This window comes from Devosia enhydra (assembly GCF_900119845.1).
Lineage (GTDB): Bacteria > Pseudomonadota > Alphaproteobacteria > Rhizobiales > Devosiaceae > FPKU01.
In genome coordinates this window covers 79,692-101,808 of sequence record NZ_FPKU01000001.1, presented here as the reverse complement: position 1 = coordinate 101,808, position 22,117 = coordinate 79,692, and the positions used below count along the sequence as shown (strand labels likewise).

18 protein-coding genes are annotated in these 22,117 nt (G+C 66.8%); 8 read left to right on the top strand and 10 right to left on the bottom strand.

Annotated features, from left to right (window positions below; genetic code table 11):
• The first annotated feature begins 2 nt into the window (after positions 1–2).
• The 6 genes from BT183_RS00450 to BT183_RS00425 all read left to right on the top strand — a co-directional run bounded on the left by BT183_RS00450 (position 3) and on the right by BT183_RS00425 (position 7,065).
• Entirely contained in the window at positions 3–920 is a 918-nt protein-coding gene (locus tag BT183_RS00450) for a Gfo/Idh/MocA family protein (protein ID WP_072338467.1), read from the top strand.
• A 194-nt stretch (positions 921–1,114) separates the two neighbouring features.
• Complete coding sequence (locus BT183_RS00445) at positions 1,115–2,839, top strand: ABC transporter permease (protein WP_072338466.1); 1,725 nt, start codon at positions 1,115–1,117, stop codon at positions 2,837–2,839.
• A gap of 40 nt (positions 2,840–2,879) precedes the next feature.
• Complete coding sequence (locus tag BT183_RS00440) at positions 2,880–3,899, top strand: ABC transporter substrate-binding protein (protein ID WP_177282330.1); 1,020 nt, start codon at positions 2,880–2,882, stop codon at positions 3,897–3,899.
• 23 nt (positions 3,900–3,922) lie between these two features.
• Complete coding sequence (locus tag BT183_RS00435) at positions 3,923–5,050, top strand: ABC transporter ATP-binding protein (RefSeq protein ID WP_072341290.1); 1,128 nt, start codon at positions 3,923–3,925, stop codon at positions 5,048–5,050.
• Positions 5,051–5,077: 27 nt separating this feature from the next.
• On the top strand, positions 5,078–6,154 hold the full coding sequence (locus tag BT183_RS00430; protein ID WP_072338464.1) for a mandelate racemase/muconate lactonizing enzyme family protein: 1,077 nt from the start codon (positions 5,078–5,080) through the stop codon (positions 6,152–6,154).
• Between the two features lie 32 nt (positions 6,155–6,186).
• On the top strand, positions 6,187–7,065 hold the full coding sequence (locus tag BT183_RS00425) for a dihydrodipicolinate synthase family protein (protein ID WP_072338463.1): 879 nt from the start codon (positions 6,187–6,189) through the stop codon (positions 7,063–7,065).
• Here the strand turns inward: BT183_RS00425 and larE are convergent, their stop codons facing one another.
• The 7 genes from larE to BT183_RS00390 form a co-directional block, all read right to left on the bottom strand.
• Positions 7,066–7,857, bottom strand: a complete 792-nt coding sequence (gene larE / locus BT183_RS00420; protein WP_072338462.1) for an ATP-dependent sacrificial sulfur transferase LarE — start codon at positions 7,855–7,857, stop codon at positions 7,066–7,068.
• Entirely contained in the window at positions 7,854–9,062 is a 1,209-nt protein-coding gene (gene larC / locus BT183_RS00415) for a nickel pincer cofactor biosynthesis protein LarC (RefSeq protein ID WP_244545226.1), read from the bottom strand. Before larC ends, larE begins: the two co-directional genes overlap by 4 nt.
• A 1-nt stretch (position 9,063) precedes the next feature.
• A complete protein-coding gene (locus tag BT183_RS00410; RefSeq protein ID WP_072338461.1) occupies positions 9,064–10,542 on the bottom strand; it encodes an aldehyde dehydrogenase family protein in 1,479 nt (492 codons plus the stop codon).
• 105 nt (positions 10,543–10,647) lie between these two features.
• Complete coding sequence (locus tag BT183_RS00405) at positions 10,648–12,369, bottom strand: GMC family oxidoreductase (protein ID WP_072338460.1); 1,722 nt, start codon at positions 12,367–12,369, stop codon at positions 10,648–10,650.
• A complete protein-coding gene (locus BT183_RS00400; RefSeq protein WP_084603146.1) occupies positions 12,359–13,489 on the bottom strand; it encodes a Gfo/Idh/MocA family protein in 1,131 nt (376 codons plus the stop codon). The genes BT183_RS00405 and BT183_RS00400 overlap by 11 nt, the downstream gene beginning before the upstream one ends.
• Before the next feature lie 17 nt (positions 13,490–13,506).
• The gene (locus BT183_RS00395) at positions 13,507–14,829 is read right to left on the bottom strand and encodes a nickel pincer cofactor-dependent isomerase, group 22 (protein WP_143145587.1); all 1,323 of its coding nucleotides are present in this window, start codon (positions 14,827–14,829) and stop codon (positions 13,507–13,509) included.
• 9 nt (positions 14,830–14,838) lie between these two features.
• Positions 14,839–16,542: an IlvD/Edd family dehydratase gene (locus tag BT183_RS00390; protein WP_244545225.1), complete on the bottom strand. Its 1,704-nt coding sequence runs from the start codon at positions 16,540–16,542 to the stop codon at positions 14,839–14,841.
• A 172-nt stretch (positions 16,543–16,714) separates the two neighbouring features.
• Between BT183_RS00390 and larB the strand changes: the two genes are divergently transcribed.
• The gene (gene larB, locus BT183_RS00385; RefSeq protein ID WP_072341285.1) at positions 16,715–17,371 is read left to right on the top strand and encodes a nickel pincer cofactor biosynthesis protein LarB; all 657 of its coding nucleotides are present in this window, start codon (positions 16,715–16,717) and stop codon (positions 17,369–17,371) included.
• Positions 17,372–17,424: 53 nt separating this feature from the next.
• On the top strand, positions 17,425–18,507 hold the full coding sequence (locus BT183_RS00380; protein ID WP_072338456.1) for a LacI family DNA-binding transcriptional regulator: 1,083 nt from the start codon (positions 17,425–17,427) through the stop codon (positions 18,505–18,507).
• Between the two features lie 597 nt (positions 18,508–19,104).
• Here the strand turns inward: BT183_RS00380 and BT183_RS00375 are convergent.
• The 3 genes from BT183_RS00375 to BT183_RS00365 form a co-directional block, all read right to left on the bottom strand.
• On the bottom strand, positions 19,105–20,217 hold the full coding sequence (locus tag BT183_RS00375) for an ABC transporter ATP-binding protein (RefSeq protein ID WP_072338455.1): 1,113 nt from the start codon (positions 20,215–20,217) through the stop codon (positions 19,105–19,107).
• 71 nt (positions 20,218–20,288) lie between these two features.
• On the bottom strand, positions 20,289–21,146 hold the full coding sequence (locus BT183_RS00370) for a carbohydrate ABC transporter permease (RefSeq protein WP_072338454.1): 858 nt from the start codon (positions 21,144–21,146) through the stop codon (positions 20,289–20,291).
• The gene (locus tag BT183_RS00365; RefSeq protein ID WP_425290549.1) at positions 21,136–21,990 is read right to left on the bottom strand and encodes a carbohydrate ABC transporter permease; all 855 of its coding nucleotides are present in this window, start codon (positions 21,988–21,990) and stop codon (positions 21,136–21,138) included. Before BT183_RS00365 ends, BT183_RS00370 begins: the two co-directional genes overlap by 11 nt.
• Positions 21,991–22,117: the final 127 nt, after the last annotated feature.

The following is a 22,117-nucleotide window of genomic DNA, read 5'->3' as shown; positions in this document are numbered from 1 at the left end:
TCGTGGCGGGCCTGCGCTTCGGGGTCTGCGGCACCGCCCATTGGGCCGGCACCGTGCATCTGCCGGCCCTGCAACGGGCGGACGGGGTCACGCTGGTCGGGGTCCAGGGCCGCAATGCCGAACGCCGCGAACTGCTCGCGGACACGCTTGGCATCCGCGCCTTCGCCGATTTCGACGCAATGCTGGCGGAGGTCGATGCGGTCAGCTTTGCCATGCCGCCGGCGCTCCAGCCCGAACTGGCGCTGCGCGCGATCGCGGCGGGCAAGCATGTAATCCTCGAAAAGCCCGCCGCCCAGAGCATTGCCGATGCCCAGAGCCTGCGGCAGGCCATCGCCGAAGCCGGTGTCACCGGCACCTGCTTTCTCACCCGCCGCCACATCCCTGAAACCGCGGGGCTCATCGAACGGGCGCGTGCGGCTGCCCCACGCAGCGGCTATGTCACCTTCCAGTCGGTTTCCCAGCAGGCCGACAGCCCCTATGCCGGCTCGCTCTGGCGCAAGGCTCCCGATGCGACGCTCTGGGATGTCGGGGCCCACACCCTCACACCCCTCCTCAGCGTGCTCGGGCCCGTGGCCTCGATCAGCGGCGAGTGTATCGCCCAGGGCACCTATCGGCTCGACCTGATCCATGAGAACGGCGCCACCTCCCGCATCGATATCGGCCATGACTCCCCGCCCGGCCGGCTCTACGAGCGCTATGAATTCGGCCCCGAAGACGAGGGGCTGGCCCTCACCGGTCCGCTCTATGACCGGGTCGGCGCCTTCGGCCGCGCCATCATTGAACTGCTCGAGACCCGGGCGCGCGGGGAAACCATGACCCCCGGCCTCGTGCTGGCGCTCGACATGGTCCCGGTGCTCGTTGCCGCACAGCAGGCCGTCGCGGCATCGAGCGAGCAATTGCTCACCCGCGTAAAGCTGTAAGACAGAAAACCTCAGTAAAAATAGTCGGCGATAACGCTACCAGCGCCTATTGACCTCGAACTGCCAATTTTGTTGACTACACCTGCCTGACAGCCGCAAATCAATATGCGTACTTGGATAATCTGTCTGACATGTTGCGGCGCTCTCCTGCGCACCAACGCAAGGCGAAGGCAAGGGAAGGAACCGCATCCCCGATGACGACCGGCACGCTCAGAACCGATCCTCCGGCTCGCTCGCAGCGCTTTGCCGTCAACTGGGGCTGGCTGGCCTGGTTCGTCTCGATCCTCTGGCTGTTCTTTCTCGTCGCTCTGCCGGTCGGCGTCATCGTCATCAGCAGCGTCTTTGACGAAGGCGTCAGCCTCGATCATTACGCCGCCTTCTTCACCAGCAGCGCCCTGCTCACCGCCACGCTCAACAGCCTGCTTGTCGCGGTCGGCATCGCCGGGCTGTCGCTGCTCATCGGCGGGCCGCTGGCCTTCGGGGTCGCCCGCACCGAGATGCGCTTCAAGGGCCTCGTGCGCGCCACCATGATCATCGCGCTGATCAGCCCCGAATTCCTCCTCGCCATGGGCTACATCCTCCTGGCGGGCCCGAATGTGGGCTATTTCAACGTGCTGATCCGCGGCGCCTTCGGCATCGAGGGCGCATCGGGGCCGCTCAACGTCTTCTCGCTCGGCGGCCTCATCCTCACCGCTCTGCCCAATGGCGTCGCCTTCGTCTTCCTCGCGCTGGTGCCCGCCTTCACCAACATGGATCCGGCGCTCGAGGAAGCCGCTCGCGTGCGCGGCGCTTCGGCCCTGCGGGCGGTGCGCGACATTACCCTGCCGCTGATGCGCCCCGCCATGCTTTCGGGGGCGCTCCTCGCCTTCGCCACCAGCCTCGCTATGTTCGGCCCGCCGCAGATGCTGGGCATCAACGTGCTGACGGTCGCCATCCGCGACGCGCTGGTGCGGCTCAATTTCGCCACCGCCTCGGTTGCCGCGATGGTCTTGATCGGGCTCTCGCTGATCGCGCTCTTCATCCAGCGCTGGGCCGTGCGCCATGTCGAGCGCTACCGCACGCTGGGCGGCAAGTCGTTTGGCGCCCGCACCATCGATCTGGGCTGGGGCACGCACCTCCTGACCGCGCTCGGGCTCGTCTATGGCGTCGTCTCGCTCGTCATTCCCTACGGCGCGATGACCGCCGCCTCCCTGATGAAGAGCATCGGCAACGGCTTTTCGGGCGACAACTGGACGCTCGACAATTACCGCGTGGTCTTCACCGATCCCGGCATCCTCAAGGCCGCCACCCTCAGCCTCACGCTCGCCACCACCAGCGCCACCCTCGTCGCGGTGATGGGCGTCGTCGTCGCTTACGTGATCCTGAGGGTCAAGGCGCGCGGCCGGGCGCTGCTCGATTATCTCGCCATCCTGCCGCTCGCCATTCCGGGCACGGCGCTCGCCTTTGCGCTCATCGTCGTTTACCTCAACTGGCCGATGAACATGCTGGGCATCTATGGCACGCCCACCATCCTGCTCGTGGCCTATCTCGCGCGCTTTATTCCGCTCGGGGTGCGCAACAGCCAGACCACGCTGCTCCAGATCGCGCCCGAGCTCGAGGAAGCCTCGCGGGTGTTCGGGGCAAGCGAGCTCAAGACGCTGCTGCGCATTACCGCCCCGCTGATCCTGCCCGCCATCGTCTACACCTGGCTGCTCGTCTTCATCATGGCCATCCCCGAGCTTTCCGCCTCGGTGATCCTGCGTGGCTTCGGCACCCAGACCCTGTCGACGGCGCTGCTCGGCATCTGGAGCGGCAATGGCGGGCTCGCGGTCGCCAGCGCTTTCGGCATGTCCATCTTCATCGTCGTGGGCGTGCTGTTCGGTCTCGCCGCATGGTTTGCCCGGCGCTCGGGCCTGCTACGCGGCGTGCAACTCGCCTGACCCGCATCACGCGGACTAAAAAACCAAAGGGAGTGAAATGATGACGTCTCGCCTCTTGACCACCACCGCGCTCGCGGCCTTCGCCGCCCTCGCAGCCGCGCCGGCGCTTGCCCAGAGCGGATCGCTGCAGATCTACTCCGCCTATCCCGACGAGCACATGCGCCCGCTCATCGAGGCCTTCAACAAGGTCCATCCGGGCGTCACCGTCGAAGTCTCGGTGCAGCCGGGCGAGGAGCTGCTCTCCACCATCGAGCTCGAAATGCGCGCCAACAGCCCGCGCGCCGACGTCGTGGGCCTCAACGAAGCCTCGATCAACGCGCTGCAGTCCCGCCACACGGCTTTCGAGGCGTACACCCCTGCCGGTCTCGATGGCGTGCGCGAGGCGCTGCGCGATGCCGAGAACCTCGTGATCCCGGCCTGCGTCAACCCCTACCTCATCCAGTACAACACCAACCAGATCGCCGCGGCCGACGCGCCCAAGAGCTGGGCCGACCTCACCGATGCCAAATACAAGGACAAGGTGGCGATGGCCGATCCGGCCAGCTCGCAGTCCGTGCACTCCTTCCTCTGGTTCGAGACGCAGTACCTGCCGGCCCAGAACGTCGCCGGCTCGGGCTGGGAGTTCTTCTCGGCCCTCGCCGCCAATGGCACCCGGCTCGAAGGCTCGCACGGCACCATCCGCGACCTGACCGCCAGCGGCGAACGCCCCATCGGGATCCAGCTGCTCGCCAACGGGCAGACCTCGGCCCGTCGCGGCGATCCCACCGCGCTGGTCTGGCCGCCGGAAGGCTCGCCTGGCGAAATCTCGGCCTTCGCCATGTTCGCCGGCTCCGACAACAAGGAAGCCGCCCAGGCCTGGCTCGACTTCGTCGTCAGCGTCGAAGGCCAGAGCGTGATGCCCGATGCGCTGGGCTGCGCGCCGGTGCGCAACGATGTGACCTACACCCTGCCGGGCGGCACCCCGCTCGACCAGATCAACATCGTGCCGGTCGATTCCGCCTTCGTCACCGCCAATCGCGAGGCCCAGACGGCCGAGTTCGCCAAGGCCTTCGGCCGCTGATCGACACTGAGAGGATGACGGGCATGGCACCGCAGGACCGCGCACATCACAAGGGTCAGGCGCACGACCTTCATCTTCTCGGGCTCGAAAAGACCTACGGCAATTATCACGCCGTCCGGGGAATCGACCTGCATGTCCCGGCCGGCCACATGGTCTCGCTGATAGGCTCCAGCGGCTGCGGCAAGACCACCACATTGCGCATGATCGCGGGGCTCGAGACCCCCTCGGCCGGCTCGATCCGCTCGGGCGATATCGTGCTCTCGGAGGGGCGGCAGATGCTGCCCCCCGAGGCCCGCGACATGGGCATGGTGTTCCAGACCTACGCGCTCTGGCCGCACATGACGGTGGCCCAGAATGTCGGCTACGGGCTGGCGCAGAAAAAGCTCGGCAAGGCCGAGATCGCCGACAAGGTCCGGCAGGTTCTCGATATCGTCAACCTTCCGAGCCACGCCGAGCGCTATCCGAGCCAGCTGAGCGGCGGCCAGCAGCAGCGCGTCGCGCTCGCCCGCGCCATCGCCTCAGAGCCCCGCACGCTGCTCTTTGACGAACCCCTCAGCAATCTCGACGCGGTGCTGCGCGAGCAGATGCGCTTCGAGATCCGCTCTTTGCAGCAGCGGCTCGGCATTACCGCCATCTATGTCACCCACAGCCAGGAAGAGGCGCTTGCTCTCTCCGATTCCATCGCGGTGATGCGCGAGGGCAGGATCGTGCAGTCGGGCGATCCCACCACGATCTACAGCCTGCCCGAAACCGAATTCGTCGCCGCCTTCATCGGGCTCGCCAATATCCTGACGCTCTCGGGCGCCTCCCGCGATGGCCAGAGCCTTGTCGGGCGCCTCGGCACCAGCCAGCCCATCCGCGCCGCCGCCGGCGCCATCGAGACCGCCCGCGATCCCCTCAAGATCTGCGTGCGCCCGGTGGAAATCACCGTGCTCGGGGCCGGCGCCGCCATTGCGCCCGGCATGAACAGCCTCACCGGCACCGTCCGAGACACCATCTTCACCGGCGGGCTCGTCGACTATTTCGTCCGCCTCGATGCCGCGCCCGAAATCGAGCTGCGCGTGCAGTCGACGCCCCCCATCCGTGCCCGCAAGGGCGAGCCCGTCACCCTCGTCTTCGACCCCTCGCGCACCGTCGCGCTCAGGGACTGACGCAAACTCCATCCGGAAGGTCCGCTCATGACCATCACCAAGGCATCAAGCTGGATGCTGCGCTTTCCCTCGAACCGCGCGGCGGCCGAACGGGCCGACGAGGAGTTCGAACTGATCGGCGTCACCCTCGAGGACAGCTCGGGCGAGACCGGCACGGGCTGGACCTTCACCTCCGACCATGGCGGGGGCGGCGCGGTCAAGGCGCTGCTCGACGACATCCTCGTGCCCCGCCTCAAGGGCCGCGAAGCCCATGAGGTCGAGACCATCAATGCCGAGCTTTTCCACCTCACCCACCGGCTGGGCTATGGCATCGCCTCGATGGCGATCTCGGCCATCGACGTGGCGCTGTGGGACCTGAAGTCCCGCATGGCCGGCCTCTCGCTCTCGCGCGCGCTCGGCCGGTCGCGGGCCACCATCCCCTGCTATGGCAGCGGCAAGGCCAGCCCGTCTTTGCCCATAGATGATCTCGTCAGCCTCTCGGCCGGCTATATCGCCGATGGCTTCAAGGCGGTGAAGATCCGCGTCGGCCGCGAGCCCGATCGCGATGTCGACCGCGTGCGCGCCGTCCGCGAGGCCATCGGGCCCGAGCCGCTCATCATGTGCGACGCCAATGAGCGCCTGAGCCTGCCCGCAGCGCTCTGGCTGGGCAAGCGGCTCGCCGATCTCAACGTCTTCTGGCTCGAAGAGCCGATCCTCTCGCAGGATATCGAGGGCTATCGCCGCCTGCGCTCCGCCCTTCCCATGGCCTTCTCGATGGGCGAGCACGTCTTTTCGCGCCGTGATTTCATGCCGTTCATCCGCGAGGGGGTGACCGATGTGGTCAATCCCGACATCTGCTTTGTGGGCGGCATCACCGAGGCCATGAAGATCGGCCATGTCGCCGACAGCTTCGGCATCGGCTTTGCACCTCATTTCATGTCGGTCCTGAGCGTGCATGTGGCTGCCTCGCTGCCGCGCGCCACCTTTGTCGAGTTCTACCCCTTCATGGATGATCTCCTCACCCACCAGTTGCTGGTGAAGGATGGCGAGATCGTCGTCCCCGACCGCCCGGGCCATGGCGTCGAATTCACAAAAGAGGCCTGGCGCCGCTACCGCGTCGCCTGAACCGCCAGAGCCGTCGCCATCAAGGAGCCCCCATGGGCAAGCTGTTCGTTCCCACCATCACTCCGCTCAATGCCGATCTCAGCTGCGATGTCGCGGCGCTCGACATGCTGTGCAAGGCCGCCCTCGCCGATGGCGCCGAGGGCATCGTGCTTTTCGGCACACTGGGCGAAGGCCAGTCCTTCAGCGTCGCCGAACGCCGCACCATCCTCGAAGGCCTGCTCGCCGCCGGCACGCCGGCTGAAAAGCTCGTCGTCGGCACCGGCGCCGCCGCCCTGCCCGACATGGTGGAGCTGACCCGCCATGCCCTGGCACAGGGCGTCGAGCGCTCGCTCGTCATCGCGCCCTTCTTCTTCAAGGGCGTCAGCGACCAAGGCATCGAGGCGGCGTTGAGCCAGGTCATCGATGCCGTCGATGATTCGCGGATGCGCGTGACGCTCTACGATATCCCCAGCGTCGTCGGCGTCGCCATCGCACCCAAGGTCATCCGCAGCCTCAGGGATCGGCACGGCCCCGTCATCGCCGCGCTCAAGGACAGCGTCGGCGACTGGGGCCATGTACATAATTCCATCGCGAGCTTCCCCGATCTCGAAGTGTTCGTGGGCAACGAGATCTTCCTGCCCCAGGCCCTCGCCATGGGCGGCGCGGGCGCTATTTCCGGCCATGGCAATTTCGCCACCCGCCAGCTCGCTGCGCTCTCGGCCGGCGCCGAGGGCAGCGACGCGATCTTTGCTGCGGTCGAGACGCTCTACCACGCCGTGGCGCGCCATCCGGTGGTGCCCATGGTCAAGGCACTGGCCGGCTATCGCCACGGCCAGCCCGGCTTTGCCCGTGTCCGCGCGCCTCTGGTTGCGGTGGAGCCGGCCCCCGAAGTCGTCGCGGCGCTCGATGCGCTCCGCGCCATCGCGGCCTGATCAGGTCTTGTGCAAAAAGGCCGCGCCCCGCTTGTAGGGGCGCGTGCCGGCCCAGCGCCGGCCGGTCTCGGCGGTGAGCGCCATCGCAGCCGCCGCCGCGTCGGCATGGGTGGGATCATCGGGGTCGAGTTCCAGCACCACGCCCTGATGGGTGATCCGGCAGCGCGTTTCGACACTCGCCCCCGTCAGCCCCCGCACCGCGCTCTCCACCCGGTCGATAAACCCCAGATCGTCGGCATCGATGGCGATGCCCGTCTCCACGCGGCTCGATAGGCAGGGCTGGGCCGGCAGTTCTGCAAGATCGCCGAGCCCGGCCCGCGCCGCCAGCGCCCGCACCATCCTCTTGTCGATCCTCGCCTCGACCAGCGGATGCACCACGCGCCGCTCGGCGGCTGCTAGCAGCCCCGGCCGATAATCGCCCAGATCATCGAGATTGGCACCGGACGCGATGGTACGGGTCGTGAGGCTCGCGATCCGGTCGTAGAGATTGGCCTTGCAGAAAAAGCAGCGATTGACCGGATTGGCGAGATAATCGGGGTCGGAAAACTCCCCTGCCCGCGTCTCGGTCAGCGCCCATCCCAGCCGCACGGCATGCCGGCGCACCCGCTCGGTCGCGGCCATTGGCACGGCGGGCGAAAGGGCATGCACCATTTCCGCCCCATGGCGATGGGCGAAAAACGCCAGCGTCATGCTGTCGACCCCGCCGCTGACGGCAATCGCCAGCGGCCCGAGCCTGTCGAGCACGGCGCCAAGCCGCGCCTCGGCTGCGGCGATGGGGTCGAGCTCGTTCACTGCCCCTCCCTCCGCCGCGCCAGACCCCGCCGCTCGGCCAGTGTGTCACCAACAGCCAGATCGTCGCTTTCGGCCTTGATCGTCTCGCTGCCATCGGGCCGCGTCACCCGCTTGATGCGCGCATCCGGGTCACCAGCGAGACTGCGCGGCAAGATCATCCGCTTTTCCTCCCGCAGCCTCAGCCCGATCGTCGAGGTCTGCAACAGGCACGTCCGCGCCACCGCATCCTCGTCACCCGGACGCACCAGCAGCTGGAATTGCGTTGCCGGCCGGCCCTTCTTGCCGGCGACGGACACGAGCACCAGGTCGAGCACGCCCTCGGTCGCCCGCAGCCGCTCGGCCGCAATGCCGATTTCCTCGCCCGTCATGTCGTCGATTTCGAAGCTGATGACGACGACGCTCTCGCCCGCCACCTTCGCCTCGGCCGCAAAGCCCAGCACCCGCAGGATGTTGGGCATGCCCGGCAGCGTCCGCGTCCCCGCGCCCATGCCGCTCGCGACCAGCCGGCCGGAGACTGGCGCCCGAGCCGGATCGACGAGAAATTTCACGATCGCCGCCCCCGTCGGCGTCACCCGCTCGCCGCCAATGCCGTCGTCGCGCAGCGCAAAGCCCGCAAGCAGTTCGGCCGTCGCCGGCGCCGGCACGGGCAGCAATCCGTGCTGGGTCTTCACGAGCCCCGCCCCGCGCGGCAGCGCCGAAACCGACCAGTCCACCGGCCCCAGCGCCGCAACGATGCTGCCGGCCGCCACCACGTCCATCAGCGAATCCCAGTCCGCCAGTTCGTGGAAATGCACCGCCTCGATCGCCACGCCATGCATCTTGGCCTCGGCCTCGGCCAGCAGCGTCAGGATGCCGATCGCCGCCTCCGCCGTGCCGGTCGAAAGCCGGGCCCCGGCGATCCGCGCCCGCAGCGCCGCAAACGAGGTGCCATGGTGATGATCGTGATGGGCATGCGCATGCCCATGATGGTGATGATGCGCGTGCCCAGCCGCCTCGAGCCCGAATCGCCTGACCCTGAGCCCGCCGCTCTCTCCCACCGACAGCACCGGCCGCCCGGCTTCGGCGGGCAGCAGCGCCGCGAGGTCAGCCATCACCCCGCGCTCCAGATGCGGCAACGCATCCAGCATGCCGGCCACGAACATGTCGCCGGCAATGCCGCCCACGGCATCGAGATGGATGGCCGAGAGCCTAGGGGTTTTTGTCACCTCATCCCCGTGGCGGCTGGAGCTGGATCTGGACGGTGCGCAGCTTGGTGAACTCCTCGATGGCGAAGCGCCCGCGCTCATGGCCGACGCCGCTGTCGCCATGTCCACTCAACGGCAATTCGGGCGCCCCGGCAAGGAAGGTGTTGACCTCCACCGTCCCCGCCTTCAACCCGCGCCCGAAGGAGAACGCCGTATCCATGTCGCGGGTCCAGACGCCGGCCGAAAGCCCATAGGCGGTGCCATTGGCAATCCGCAGCGCCTCGTCGTGGCTCGTGAACCGCATCACCGACAGCACCGGCCCGAAGATTTCCTCCTGCGCGATCGACATAGTGTCGGCCACCCCGGTGAACACTGTGGGCTGCACGAAATAGCCATCCGGCACGCCCGGCCGCGCCTGCATCTGCCAGGGCTCGGCCCCCGCCGCCTTGCCGGCCGCGATATAGCCGTTGACGCGCGCGAACTGCTGGGCGCTCACCACCGGCCCCATCGTGGTCGCCGGATCGAGCGGATCGCCCACCACCAGCTTGCCGATCTCGCGCTCCACCGCTTCGACGAATTCATCGGCGATGCGCGCATCCACCAGCAGCCGGTGCCCGCCCACACAGGCCTGCCCGGCATTGCGGGTCGCGCCCAGCGCCACCTTTTCGGCCGCCAGCGTCAGGTCGGCATCGGCGCACACGATATGGGCCGCCTTGCCGCCCAGTTCGAGCGAGACTTTCTTCAGCGTCTCCCCGGCATTGCGGCCGATGATGCGGCCCACCGCCGTCGAGCCGGTGAAGGTCACCATGTCGACTTCGGGCGCCCGCGTGATGAGATCACCGAGGTCCACGCCCGTGCCGGCGATGATGTTGACGACGCCGGCCGGAATGCCGGCCTCCATGATCAGTTCACCCAGCCGCAGCGCCGTGCCCGAGGTCAATTCGCTTGGCTTCACCACCGCGCAGCCGCCCACCGCCAGAACGAAGGGCAGCTTCTGGCTCAGGATCAGCAGCGGATAATTCCACGGCGTGATCATCGAGACCACGCCCTCGGGCTCGCGGAACACCAGCGCCAGGCTGTTGCCCCCGAGCTGATCATAGGTGTCGCCATAGGTGTGCCGGGCCAGAGTTGCCGCATACTCCCAATGCGCGATGGCGCCATTGATCTCGCGGTCGACGAGCCCGATCGGCTTGCCCACTTCGAGGCATTCGATCTCGCGCAACTCCACCCGGTGCTGGTCGATGAGCTGGGCCACCCGCATCAGCATGCGTGCCCGGTCGGCGCCCGAGAGCGAGGACCACACGCGCTGGTCGGCGGCACGACGAGCGGCGGTCAGCGCCGCCTGCGCATCCTCGCGCGTCGCCTTGGGATAGAGGCTGACGGGGCGGCGATGGGCCGGGTTTTCCCGCGTGATCGCCTCGCGCTCGCTCGCCGCGATGAAGCGGCCATCGATGAGCGCGGAAAAGCCGCGCGGGGTCTCGGGGAGAGCCAGATGGGCCATGTCGTCCTCCTCGCCGATCCCCTGCGGGCTCGGAGGGAGCCCGGCCGGTCCGGCGCATTGATGAAGCGCCTCCGCCCGCACGGCCGGAGGCTTTTGAAGCCGCCCTCAGGCGGCGCGTCTTGCCGCGTCTTCGGCAAGGATGAGATCGGCGACGCGCTCGGCCACCATGATCACGGGAATGCTGGTATTGCTGCGCGGAATGGTCGGGAAGATCGAAGCATCCACCACCCTCAGGCCATCGACGCCCCGCACCCGCGTATCGCTGCCCACCACCGCCATCGGGTCGGTGTCGGCACCCATGCGGCACGAGCAGCTGGCGTGCCACACGCCCACGGCCGCCCGGCGCACGAAGGCTTCGAGCTCCGCCTCGTTGCTCAAGAGCACCTCGAGCGGCGCCCCCTCGAGGATCAGCGTCTTCATGAGAAAGCTGCGCAAGGCCGGCGGCCCGTCGAGCAGCCGCGCGAGAATGCTGGTCAGCAGCCGGTTCTTGGGCGTTATCGCCGCCACCTGCCGCACCTTGTCGCTGTAGCTTGCCGGGAAGGGATCGGAGATGGCGTGCGCAACCAGCGGCGACAGGATGATCGCCGCCATCTGCCGGAAGGCGGCGGCAAGCCGCACGATGTCGCGCTCGTCGGCCAGAAGGTTGAAATCCACCTGCGGCTGGTCGCGCCAGTTGGTGGATTTGAGCTTGACCTCGCCGCGATCCGAATAGGTGCGGTTGACCCAGATATTGGCCGTGCCCAGCTGGTCGCCAACCTTGTGCCAGGCCGATTTGGTCGAGATCGAGACGGCCATGTCGCCGCGCGGCACGCCCTCGAGGCCCGACGACATGCGCACGCCCAGCATCAGGTGCCGCCGCGTCAGCCCGTTGATGCGCGCCTCGGGCTTGATGAAGGCGGCGATCGCCACCGCCGGATGGTCCATCAGCCGCTTGCCGACGCCCGGCAGGTCATGCAGCACCTCGATGCCCTGCGCCCTCAATTCCGCCGCCGGCCCGATACCCGCGCGCAAAAGATGCGCCGGCGAATAGATCGCGCCGCTCGAAACGATCACCTCGCGGGCGCGATAGGTTGTCTCCGCCCCGCCTGCCACCGCGCGCACCCCGATGCAGCGCCGCCCCTCCATCACGAGGCCCGAAACCTCGGTGCGGGTGAGGATGCGCAGATTGGGCCGGGCCCGCACGGTGGGCGTCAGATAGCCGATCGAGGCCGAAACCCTTCGGTCATATACATTGCTGATCGCGACCGGATAGTAGCCGTCGACAAACTCGCCGTTCTGGTCGGGCAGATAGGGGTAGCCCGCCGCTTCCAGCGAGCGCGCCATCGCCTTGGCGTGCTCGGGCCAGAGATCGGGGAAGATGCGCGAAATCGCGATCGGCCCGTCCTTGCCATGCAGCGGGCCTTCGAAATCATAATCACGTTCGAGCTTGCGGAAATAGGGCAGCACCGAGGTCCAGGTCCAACCCTTGGCGCCCAGCGTCTGCCACTCATCGTAATCGTCGGGGGCGCCGCGATTGGCGAACTGCCCGTTGATCGAGGAGCCCCCGCCAAGCACCCGCGCCTGCTCGTATTTGCGCTGGCGCGGCACGATCTCGGGCCGGTTGTGCGAGCGCTGCTCGGTGGTCACCCGCAGATCGTTCCACAGGAACCGGTCGTTGAGATAGGCAAGCCCGGCAAAGCTGTCGAGAATTTCGCTCGGCACACGGCCGGGCGCTGTATCCTCGCCCGCCTCGATCACCAGCACGCTGTTGCCCGGGTTGGCCGAAAGCCGGCTCGCAAGCACCGAGCCGGCCGTGCCGCCGCCCACGATGATATAGTCAAAGTCCATTTGCGGCTCGCATCTGGGACGCTGCGGTTGAATAGCGGCTGTAGGAGTTGGGCGTGATCCAGCCGCCATAGCGCTCATGATCCGCGCCGATGGGCAGGCTCACCGTCTCGCCGGTTTCGGAGGCATGATAAAGCGCCGTCACCAGTTCCATCGAGCGGCGCGCATCGGCAAGGCTCACCGGCATCTCGCCCCCATCGCGAAGGGCATCGTGGAAGGCGGCGAACTGGTACGCGAACGAGGTGTGCTCGAGCGGCGTGATCGGGATCGCCGCGATGCGGGCCGCGATCTCGTCGTTCTTGGGCACGATGATCCAAGGCTCCTCGCCCGGCTTGGGCGCCTCGGCATCAAAGCACTGCCGCTCGATGGTCAGGTTCTCGTAGCAGAGCCGGATGCGCGTCACCGGCCGCTGCGAGCCCAGCGTCGCGGTCAGCGAGGCCAGCGACCCGTCCTCCATCCGCACCGCCGCCACGGCGCAATCCTCGACCTCTATCTGGTTGACCCGCGTCGTCTTGAACGCCTTCACCTCCGCCGCCGGCCCGCGCAGATAGAGCAGCAGGTCGTGGATGTGGATAGCCTGGGTCAGCAGCACGCCGCCCATTTCGGTGGCGAACTTGCCCCGCCACGGCACTGCGTAATACTCCGCCCCGCGCTTCCAGGCCGTCTCGACCGAAGCGATGTAGCACGCCCCCGCAATGCCGGTTTCGAGGATCTGCCGGATGCGCTGGATGCCCGGCGCGAAGCGATACTGGAAGATCGGCATCACCCGCGCCCTGCCCTTCGCCTCTTCCGCGATGATCTCGTCGGTGAGCCGGAGCGAGCTGGTGAAGGGCTTTTCGCAGATCACATGCTTGCCGGCCCTGAGCGCGGCCATCACCATGGGATGATGCAGCGAGGGTGGGGTGCAGATGCTGACCACCTCGATATCCGGGTCGGCCAGCACCGCGTCATAATCGGTCGCAATGCCCGCGATGCCATGGGTGTCGGCAAAGGCCCGCGCCTTGCCCACATCACTGTCGCAGGCGATGGCGACGCTGTAGCGATCCTTGAGATGGTCGAAGCCGAAGCTCATCTGCGAACCGGCGACCCAGCCGCAGCCGATGATGGCGACGCGCAATGTCATGATGTGCTCCTTCGCCCTCAGGCTTCGTCGCTGGCATAGGCGCGGCTCAGAAGCCGCCCCTCGGGGCTAAAGCGCAGGTCGAAAGGCTCGCTGATGGCGCTGGCACGGCCGCTCGCCTCGACTTCGGACAAAAGCGCTTCCGAGATCAGGATTTCTTCGAGATGCAGCGTCGAGCGGATGAAGCAGAGCCGCGTCGAGAGGTCATCGCTTGACCAGCTGGTCGAAACCGTCGCCCGCAGCGCATCGAGATCGTTGCGCAGAACGATCGGGATGCGCGACTTTTCCACCAGCGTCGAGGTCAGCGAATTCATGTAGATCTGCTGCAGGTCGATCTTGTCCACCACATCGATGGTGGTGAAATCGGCCAGCCCGATGCCCAGCCCGTTGCCGCCCGTGGCCTCCGACAGCCCCAGCACCGTCACCCGGGCGGCGAAGGGTTCGGGCGGGTTGGGAATGCTGCGCAGATCGGCGCGCCCCATCACCGCATAATCCATGCCGGCGCCGCTGATATCCTTGCCGATCTGCTCGACCACCAGCGCATCCATCCGCCCGAAGGGGAGCCGCGCGATGAAGGATTTGGCGAGCTTGAGCAACCGCTTGTCGCTCTCGAAGAAGTCTTCGGGCGCGACACCCTCGATGGCCACGAGCTGCTTCTTGGCGTTTTCCACCAGCGCGATGCCGAGCGCGATCGGCGCGGCGTTGAGCGCCACCTCGGCCAGCGCCGGCAGCACGTCGAGAAACGCCGTCGGGCCGGTGCGGTGCACCGAGCGGGCGCCCTCAGCCTTGCCCAGGCCCACCGCCACCATCTTCACGAGCCCGCTTTCGATCTCGCGGTCGAATGTGGTGTGCGATTTCACCCGGTTGACCACGATGATGCCTGAGGCCTTTGCCGCATTGGCGTCGAACTTGCAGCGCGCGCCCTGCGGGGTTGCGCCGAGATCCACCACATCCATCGTCGCGCGGATCGGCGCGCCGAGCGCGTCTTCGGTCAGGCCGAGCTTTTTGAGCACATCCACCTGCCCCTCGGCCGTGCCCCCGCCATGGCTGCCCATGGCCGGCACGATGAAGGGCGAGAGCCCCAGCTCGCGCACGGCATCGACGATGGCCCGCCCGATCACCGGGATTTTCGAAATGCCGCGGCTGCCAAGCGCGATGGCGATCTCGCTGCCCTTGGGCAGTGCCTTGAGCCGCGCACTGGCAAGCACCGCCGCGCGCACGGTGCCCGCCACATCGGCGATGCTCTCGCCGCCCTTTTGCGCCAGTTTCACCCGGCGCACCGGAGGCAGCGCCACCTTTTCGAGAAAGCCGAATGCCATCGGCGGAAAAGCGACGGACGGCATCCCGGCCTCCTAGAGCGACTTGGTGTTGAGCGGGTGCTTGCGCAGGAAGTCGAAATCGCAGCCATGCTCGGCCTGCAGCACCTGCTGGAAATAGAGCCGCTTGTAGCCGCGCTCGACATCCTCATGCGGGGGCGGCGCCCAGCCCTTTCGGCGCTCGGCGAGCTCCTCGTCGCTGACATCGAGATGCAGCCGGCCCGCCTCGACATCGAGCTCGACCATGTCGCCATCGCGCACCAGCCCCAGCGGCCCGCCATCGGCGGCCTCGGGGCTCACATGCAGCACGATCGAGCCGAAGGCCGTGCCGCTCATCCGCGCATCCGAAATCCGCACCATGTCCTTGATGCCCTGCGCCGCAAGCTTCTTGGGGATCGGCAGATAGCCCGATTCCGGCATGCCCGGCGCGCCCTTGGGCCCGGCATTCTGGAGCACCAGAACGTCATCGGCTTTCACATCGAGATCGGGGCTGTCAACCCGTTCGGCGAGGTCCTTGAGCGAAGTGAACACCACCGCCCGCCCGCGATGCTTCAAGAGCGAAGCGGTTGCCGCGGCCTGCTTGATGATCGCGCCATTGGGCGCAAGGTTGCCGCGCAACAGCCGGATGCCGCCGCCCGAATGGATGGGGTTGTCGAGCGGGCGCACCACATCCTGCTTCCACATCGGCTCGGCTTCGATATCCTCGGCCAGCGTGCGGCCGCTCACCGTCACGCAGTCGGTCTCGAGCAGATGGGCAATGTTGCGCAAGACCGCATTGAGCCCGCCGGCCTTGAACAGATCTTCCATATAGCCCTGCCCCGTCGGCTTGAGGTCGACCAGCACCGGGGTTTCGCGCCCCATCTGGTCGAAATCCTCCATATCGAGGTCAAAGCCCAGTCGCCCGGCAATCGCCGCCAGGTGCACGACGCCATTGGTCGAACCGCCCACCGCCTGCAATACGCGCATGGCATTGCGCATCGCGGCCTTTGTCATGATCTCGGTGGGGCGCACGCCGGTCTCGGCAGCCGCCATTTCCACCGCACGCCGGCCCGTGGCCTCGGCATGGCGCAGCCTGTCGGCATGCACGGCGGGGATCGCCGCGCCACCCGGCAACATCATGCCCATCGCCTCGGCGCAGAGCGCCATGGTGCTCGCCGTGCCCATCACCATGCAGGTGCCCGGCCCCGGCGCCAGCTTGCCGCTGATCTCCTCGATCTCTTCTTCGCCGATCGATCCGCCGCGATGCTGGCCCCAGAGCCTGCGGCAATCGGTGCAGGCGCCGAGCCGCTCGCCGCGATGGCTGCCGGTGATCATCGGGCCGGTCACGGTCAGGATCGCCGGCACGTCGGCGCTGGCCGCGCCCATCAGCAGGGCCGGCACGGTCTTGTCGCAGCCCCCGATCAGCACCACCGCATCCATGGGCTGGGCGCGCACCATTTCCTCGACATCCATCGACATCAGGTTGCGCGTGAACATGCTGGTGGGGTGCGAGAAGGCCTCGTGCATCGAGATCGTCGGAAAGTCGATCGGCAGCCCGCCCGCCAGCATCACGCCGCGCTTGATCGCCTCGATGATGTCGGGAACGTTGCGATGGCAGGCATTATAGCCCGAATAGGTGTTGGTGATGCCAATGATGGGCCGGTCCAGCGCATCGTCGGAATAGCCCATGGCCTTGATGAAGGCCTTGCGCAGAAACAGCGAGAACCCGGCATCGCCGTAATTGGCAAGGCCCTTGCGCATCCCCTTGGGGCTCGATGACATGGCAGCAACCCGAAAATCCGGCGCCACGGCGGCGCAGCGACCGGTTTACGTAAGCGCTTCCATTTTGTCCAGCGCCTGAGCATGGATTTGGCTTGAATGCGGTGCTGGAAGCGCTCAAAACCACAGGCCAGCGGCGAGCCTTGGAGACATGATGTCGGACGATTTTACCGGAGACTGGGGGCGCGGCGCGCGCACCGGCATTCCCGAGGCCGTGCTGGCCGAAACCAAGTCTGTCGCAGCGCTGTCGCGCATCCTCTCCGAGACACTCGAGCGCGGCGAACGCATGCTCTTTACCCGCATGACGGCGGCGCAGTTCGCCGCCCTAAATGCCGCTGCACCCGGCGCCCTCGACTACGATCCCGTCTCCCGCACCGCCATCCTCGGCAGCGCCCCCGCAAACGGGCTGGAAAGCCCGATCTGCATCGTCTCCGCTGGCACCTCTGACGCGCCCGTGGCGCTTGAAGCCGCGCGCACGCTCGCCTTTTCGGGCTGGCAGGCGCCGGTCATTCAGGATGTCGGTGTGGCCGGGCTCTGGCGCCTGATGGAGAAGATCGCGGTCATCCGCAGCCACTCCGTCATCATCGCCGTGGCCGGCATGGAGGGGGCGCTGTTCTCAGTCCTGGGCGGTCTCGTGCCCGGCCTCGTCATCGCCGTGCCCACCTCCGTGGGCTATGGCGTCAGCCGCGACGGGCATGTGGCGCTGCATTCGGCGCTTGCCAGCTGCGCGCCCGGCATCGTCGCGGTCAATATCGACAATGGCTTCGGCGCCGCCTGCGCCGCGATGAAAGCGCTTCGCATCCAGGGCTGAACTTGCTAGGGTGCTGATGCCCGGCGGGCGATCTTTGCAAACTCTGCAGTGTGATGAAAGGCATTTGCGTGGAGCCGACCGACAAGACAAGGCAGAAGCGCAGCCGGCGATCTTCGCCCAGCCGGGTGAAGCTCGAGGATGTGGCGCGCGCCGCCGATGTCTCGACCGCCACCGCCTCGCGCGTTCTCAACGCGCCCGACACCGTCTCGGCCCGCACCCGTGAAAAGGTGCATGCGGCCATCAAGCAGCTGGGCTGGATCCCCCATGGCGCCGCCCAGGCGCTCGCCACGCTCCGCACCCGCACCGTCGGCGCGCTCATTCCCACGCTCGGTCACCAGACCATCGCCGCCATGCTGGAATCGCTCCAAAGCACGCTTGGCGATTCGGGATACACGCTGCTCCTGGGCCGCCCCTATCACCATGCCGAGCGCACGGTGTCGCAGGTCTCCAAGATGATCCAGCAGGGGGTGGAGTGCATGATCATGATGGGCGAGGATCATCCGCCCGAGCTTTTTTCCATGCTCGACGAGCAGGGCATCTTCACCGTCATCGCCTACACCTCGGGCCGCTACGGCCGACCCAACTGCATCGGCTTCGACAATTTCGTCGAAATGAGCAAGCTCACCCAGCATCTCATCGATCTGGGGCATCGCGATTTCGCCGTCATCACCCGCCCCTTCGAGGGCAATGATCGCATCCGCCAGCGCATCGAGGGCATTTCCTACACACTCTCGCAGGCCGGCATTGCGGTGAGGCCGCAGCATTTCGTCTCGGTGCCCGACTGGACCATCGGATCGGGGCGCAAGGGCATGCGGGCGCTGCTCGAAACCAGCCCCCGCCCCACCGCCGTCATCTGCGCCAACGATTATCTCGCCTCCGGCGCCCTCATCGAGACGCGCCGCTCCGGCCACTCCGTCCCCGAGGAGTTCAGCATCGTGGGGTTCGACGATGTCGACCTCGCCGAACATCTCGATCCCCCGCTGACCACCATCCACATCCCGGCCCGCACCATCGGCGAAAAGCTCGGCCGCTACGTCGTCGACTATCTCGAAGGCCACGACGTCACCCTGCCCGAGCGGATCGACGCCGAACTGATCATCCGCGGCTCCACCGCCGCCCCCAGGGCTGAGATTTAAGGGGCCGATCGCCATCGCGGGCCCGGATCGAAACAAGCCCTCATGCTGAGGAGCCCCGTAGGGGCGTCTCGAAGCATGAGGGCGGGCCGTTGGCGGCAAACGGAGCGCAGCAAGGCCATGAGCGCTATGCGCGGACGGCTCGCCAAAGGCGCGTCTCGAAGCACGAGGGCGGGCCGCAGCGTGCAAGCGGCCCTCGCCCTTCGAGACGCCCCTTCGGGGCTCCTCAGGGTGAGGACCTCTCATGGCATCTGGCCTGCCTCGCAGTGCTGATCCCTAGGGAAAGCCTCCGCCCACCCACGGCGTCAATGCCTTATCCTCAGCGGAGCCTCCTTCACCTCTCCCTTGGGGAGAGGTCGGCGCGCAGCGCCGGGTGAGGGGGCCTTGCCCCACGCAAGATCGCTGGCCCCCCTCGCCCAGTCCCTCCCCGTATGAAGAGGGCCAGAAGGAGCCGCTATCTCACCCACCTACGGCGTGATTCCTGCGCCAGCAGGAATCCAGTTTCCCCCGCAAGCACTTCGCAAACGCAGGCCCCGGCAGGGGCAACCGAGGGGATTCCCGCGAAGACAGCGAATGCCCCCCGCCAGCCCCACCCTGGCCTCAGCCCGCGAGCCCCCCATCGAGCCGCGCGCCGCTTTCGGGATCGAACAGCAGCGCTCGCGACAGGTCGAAATCGAGCGCGATGGCTTCGCCGGCCTTGGGCGCCGCGAAGGGCTGGACGCGGCAGAGCGTGCGCTTGCCGTTGAGCGTTGCGTAGATCAGCGTATCGGGCCCGGTGGGCTCGGTCATGTCCACCCGCACCTTGAGCGGATCGCTGGTTGAAGCGCCGGCCGCCGTGATGCGCTCGGGCCGCAAGCCCAGCACCACCTTCTGGCCCGGACGCGCCTTGACGTCGGCGGGGCGGAACGGCAGGGCGAGGCGGCGGCGTTCGGCGCCCGTATCGATGCTCATCACCAGCCCCGAGCCCTCGCCCTCGAGCGTGCCGGGAATGAAGTTCATCGGCGGCGCGCCGATGAAGCCCGCAACATACATGTTGGCGGGCGCGTCATAGATTTCCTGGGGCCGCCCCAGCTGCTGCACCACGCCATCCTTCATCACCGCGATGCGGTCGCCTAGCGTCATCGCCTCGACCTGATCGTGGGTGACGTAGCACACCGTCTTGCCGGTGCGCTTGTGCATCATCTTGATTTCCGAACGCATTTCGATGCGCAGCTGCGCATCGAGATTGCTCAGGGGCTCATCGAACAAAAAGAGCGTCGGATCGCGCGCCAGCGCCCGGCCCATCGCCACGCGCTGCCGCTGGCCGCCCGAAAGCTGGCGCGGCTTGCGATCGAGCAGGTGCGATATCTGGAGCGATTCCGCCACCGCCTCGACGATCCGCTTGCGCTCCTCGGGGGCGACCTTGCGGATCTCGAGCCCGAAGGAAATGTTCTCGCGCACCGTCATCGAGGGATAGAGCGCGTAGGACTGGAACACCATGGCGATGTCGCGGCTCTTGGGCGGCAGGTCGTTGACCACCCGCCCCCCGATGGCGATCTCGCCCTGGGTGATGGTTTCGAGCCCGGCGATCATGTTGAGCAGGGTGGATTTGCCGCAACCCGAGCTGCCCACCAGAATGAGGAACTCGCCCTCGGCGACATCGATGTTGATGCCCTTGAGCACCGGCACGTTGCCATAGCTCTTGTGGACGTTGCGGATGGAAAGACCGGTCATGCTCTTGTCCTCGGGCAGTCTTGTGGCTGCCAACTGCGTTGGTTGGGCGCGGCGGGGCTTGGGCGTGCGCCCTAGCCCTTCACGGCGCCGGCGGTGAGGCCGCGAATGAAGTAGCGTCCGCCGATGATGTAGACGATCAGGGTCGGCAGCGCGGTGATGAGGGCAGCGGCGGTATCGACATTGTATTCCTTCACGCCCTCGGAGGTGTTGACGAGGTTGTTGAGCCCCACCGTGATCGGCCGCGATTCCGGGCCCGAGAACACCACACCGAACAGGAAGTCGTTCCAGATATGGGTGAACTGCCAGATCACGCAGACGGTGAAGATCGGCAGCGAGATCGGCAGGAAGATGCGCCAGAAGATGCGGAAGAACCCGGCCCCGTCCACCCGCGCCGCCTTCACCAGCTCGAGCGGCATGGCAACGTAATAGTTGCGGAACAGCATGGTGCAGAAGGCGATGCCATAGACGGTCTGGATGATGATCAGCCCGGGGATGGTATTTGCGAGTTTGAGCATCCCCAGGAACTGCGCCGCCGGCAGAAGGATCGCCTGGAACGGGATGAAGAACCCGAACAACAGCCCGGTGAAGATGATCTCCGAGCCCGGAAACCGCCATTGCGCCAGCGCGTAGCCGTTTATCGAGCCGATCATCGAGGAGATGATCACCGAGGGGATGACGATATAGACCGAGTTCATGAAGAAGGGCTGGAGGCCGTTGCAGGCTGCGCCCGTGCAGGCCGAACTCCACGCCTTGCCCCAGGCATCGAAATTGAGCCCCTGCGGCAGGGCGAGCATGGTGCCGACGCGCAATTCGGGCAGCGTCTTCAGCGATGTCACCAGCACCACATAGAGCGGGGCGAGGAAGATGAGCGCGAAAAAGCCGAGCACGGCATAGATCGCGATCCGGGCGACGAGCTTGTCAGGACGCATTTTTCTGGGCCCGCTTCTCGAGATACATCATGGGGATGAGGATGGCGACGACCATCACGAGGATCATCACCGCCGAGGCCGCGCCCACGCCCATGCGGCCGCGCTCGAAGGAGAAATTGTACATGAAGTAGGAGGGCAGCCAGGTGGAGGTGCCGGGCCCGCCCGCCGTCATCGCCACTACGAGGTCGAAGGTCTTGATCGCCTGGTGGGTCAAAAGCAGCAGAACCGAGAAGAACACCGGCCACATCGCCGGCAGCACGATGCGGCGATAGATCACCGGCATCGAGGCGCCATCGACCATGCCGGCCTTGATCACCTCTTCGTCCACCCCCCGCAGGCCGGCGAGAAAGAGCGCCGCGACGAACCCGGTGCACTGCCACACCGCCGCGATCACCACGCAGGCCATGGCCATGCGGGAATCGTTGAGCCAGTTGAATTCAAAGCTCGTGAACCCGAGCGCCCGCACGGTGTTCTGGATGCCGTATTCGGGGTTGAACAGCCACTGCCAGGCCGTACCGGCCACGATCTGCGAGAGCGCCAGCGGATAAAGATAAATGGCCCGCAGCGCGCCTTCGGCCCTGATGCGCTGGTCCATCAGGATGGCGAGCAGCAGCCCCAGCCCCAGGCTCAGCACGATGAACGGCACGCTGAACCAGAACAGGTTGGCGACCGAGGTCCACCACACCGAATTGGAGAACAGGTCGATATAGCGCTGGAAGCCGGCCCCGACATAGCGCGGCATCAGGGTGGAGTTGGTGAACGAGAGCACCGCCGTGGCGGCGAGGAACCCATAGACGAAGATGAGGCTGATCACCACGCTGGGCGAGAGCACCACCAGCGGGATCCATTTATCGGCCCAAACAGAAGCGCGCGAAGGCCGGGCGAGCCCCTTGCGCAGACCCGCATCGGCGGGGATCGTGTCAGCCACCAGTTCGCTCCATGAGAGTGCCGGCCACACCCTGCCTGCAAGA

Bases quoted from the DNA above. Each gene is read 5' to 3' on its own strand.
- BT183_RS00445 (WP_072338466.1), top strand. From the start codon at position 1,115: ATGACGACCGGCACGCTCAGAACCGATCCTCCGGCTCGCTCGCAGCGC.
- BT183_RS00440 (WP_177282330.1), top strand. From the start codon at position 2,880: ATGACGTCTCGCCTCTTGACCACCACCGCGCTCGCGGCCTTCGCCGCC.
- BT183_RS00435 (WP_072341290.1), top strand. From the start codon at position 3,923: ATGGCACCGCAGGACCGCGCACATCACAAGGGTCAGGCGCACGACCTT.
- BT183_RS00430 (WP_072338464.1), top strand. From the start codon at position 5,078: ATGACCATCACCAAGGCATCAAGCTGGATGCTGCGCTTTCCCTCGAAC.
- BT183_RS00425 (WP_072338463.1), top strand. From the start codon at position 6,187: ATGGGCAAGCTGTTCGTTCCCACCATCACTCCGCTCAATGCCGATCTC.
- BT183_RS00410 (WP_072338461.1), bottom strand. From the start codon at position 10,542: ATGGCCCATCTGGCTCTCCCCGAGACCCCGCGCGGCTTTTCCGCGCTC.
- BT183_RS00405 (WP_072338460.1), bottom strand. From the start codon at position 12,369: ATGGACTTTGACTATATCATCGTGGGCGGCGGCACGGCCGGCTCGGTG.
- BT183_RS00400 (WP_084603146.1), bottom strand. From the start codon at position 13,489: ATGACATTGCGCGTCGCCATCATCGGCTGCGGCTGGGTCGCCGGTTCG.
- BT183_RS00395 (WP_143145587.1), bottom strand. From the start codon at position 14,829: ATGCCGTCCGTCGCTTTTCCGCCGATGGCATTCGGCTTTCTCGAAAAG.
- BT183_RS00390 (WP_244545225.1), bottom strand. From the start codon at position 16,542: ATGCGCAAGGGCCTTGCCAATTACGGCGATGCCGGGTTCTCGCTGTTT.
- larB (WP_072341285.1), top strand. From the start codon at position 16,715: ATGTCGGACGATTTTACCGGAGACTGGGGGCGCGGCGCGCGCACCGGC.
- BT183_RS00380 (WP_072338456.1), top strand. From the start codon at position 17,425: ATGAAAGGCATTTGCGTGGAGCCGACCGACAAGACAAGGCAGAAGCGC.
- BT183_RS00375 (WP_072338455.1), bottom strand. From the start codon at position 20,217: ATGACCGGTCTTTCCATCCGCAACGTCCACAAGAGCTATGGCAACGTG.
- BT183_RS00370 (WP_072338454.1), bottom strand. From the start codon at position 21,146: ATGCGTCCTGACAAGCTCGTCGCCCGGATCGCGATCTATGCCGTGCTC.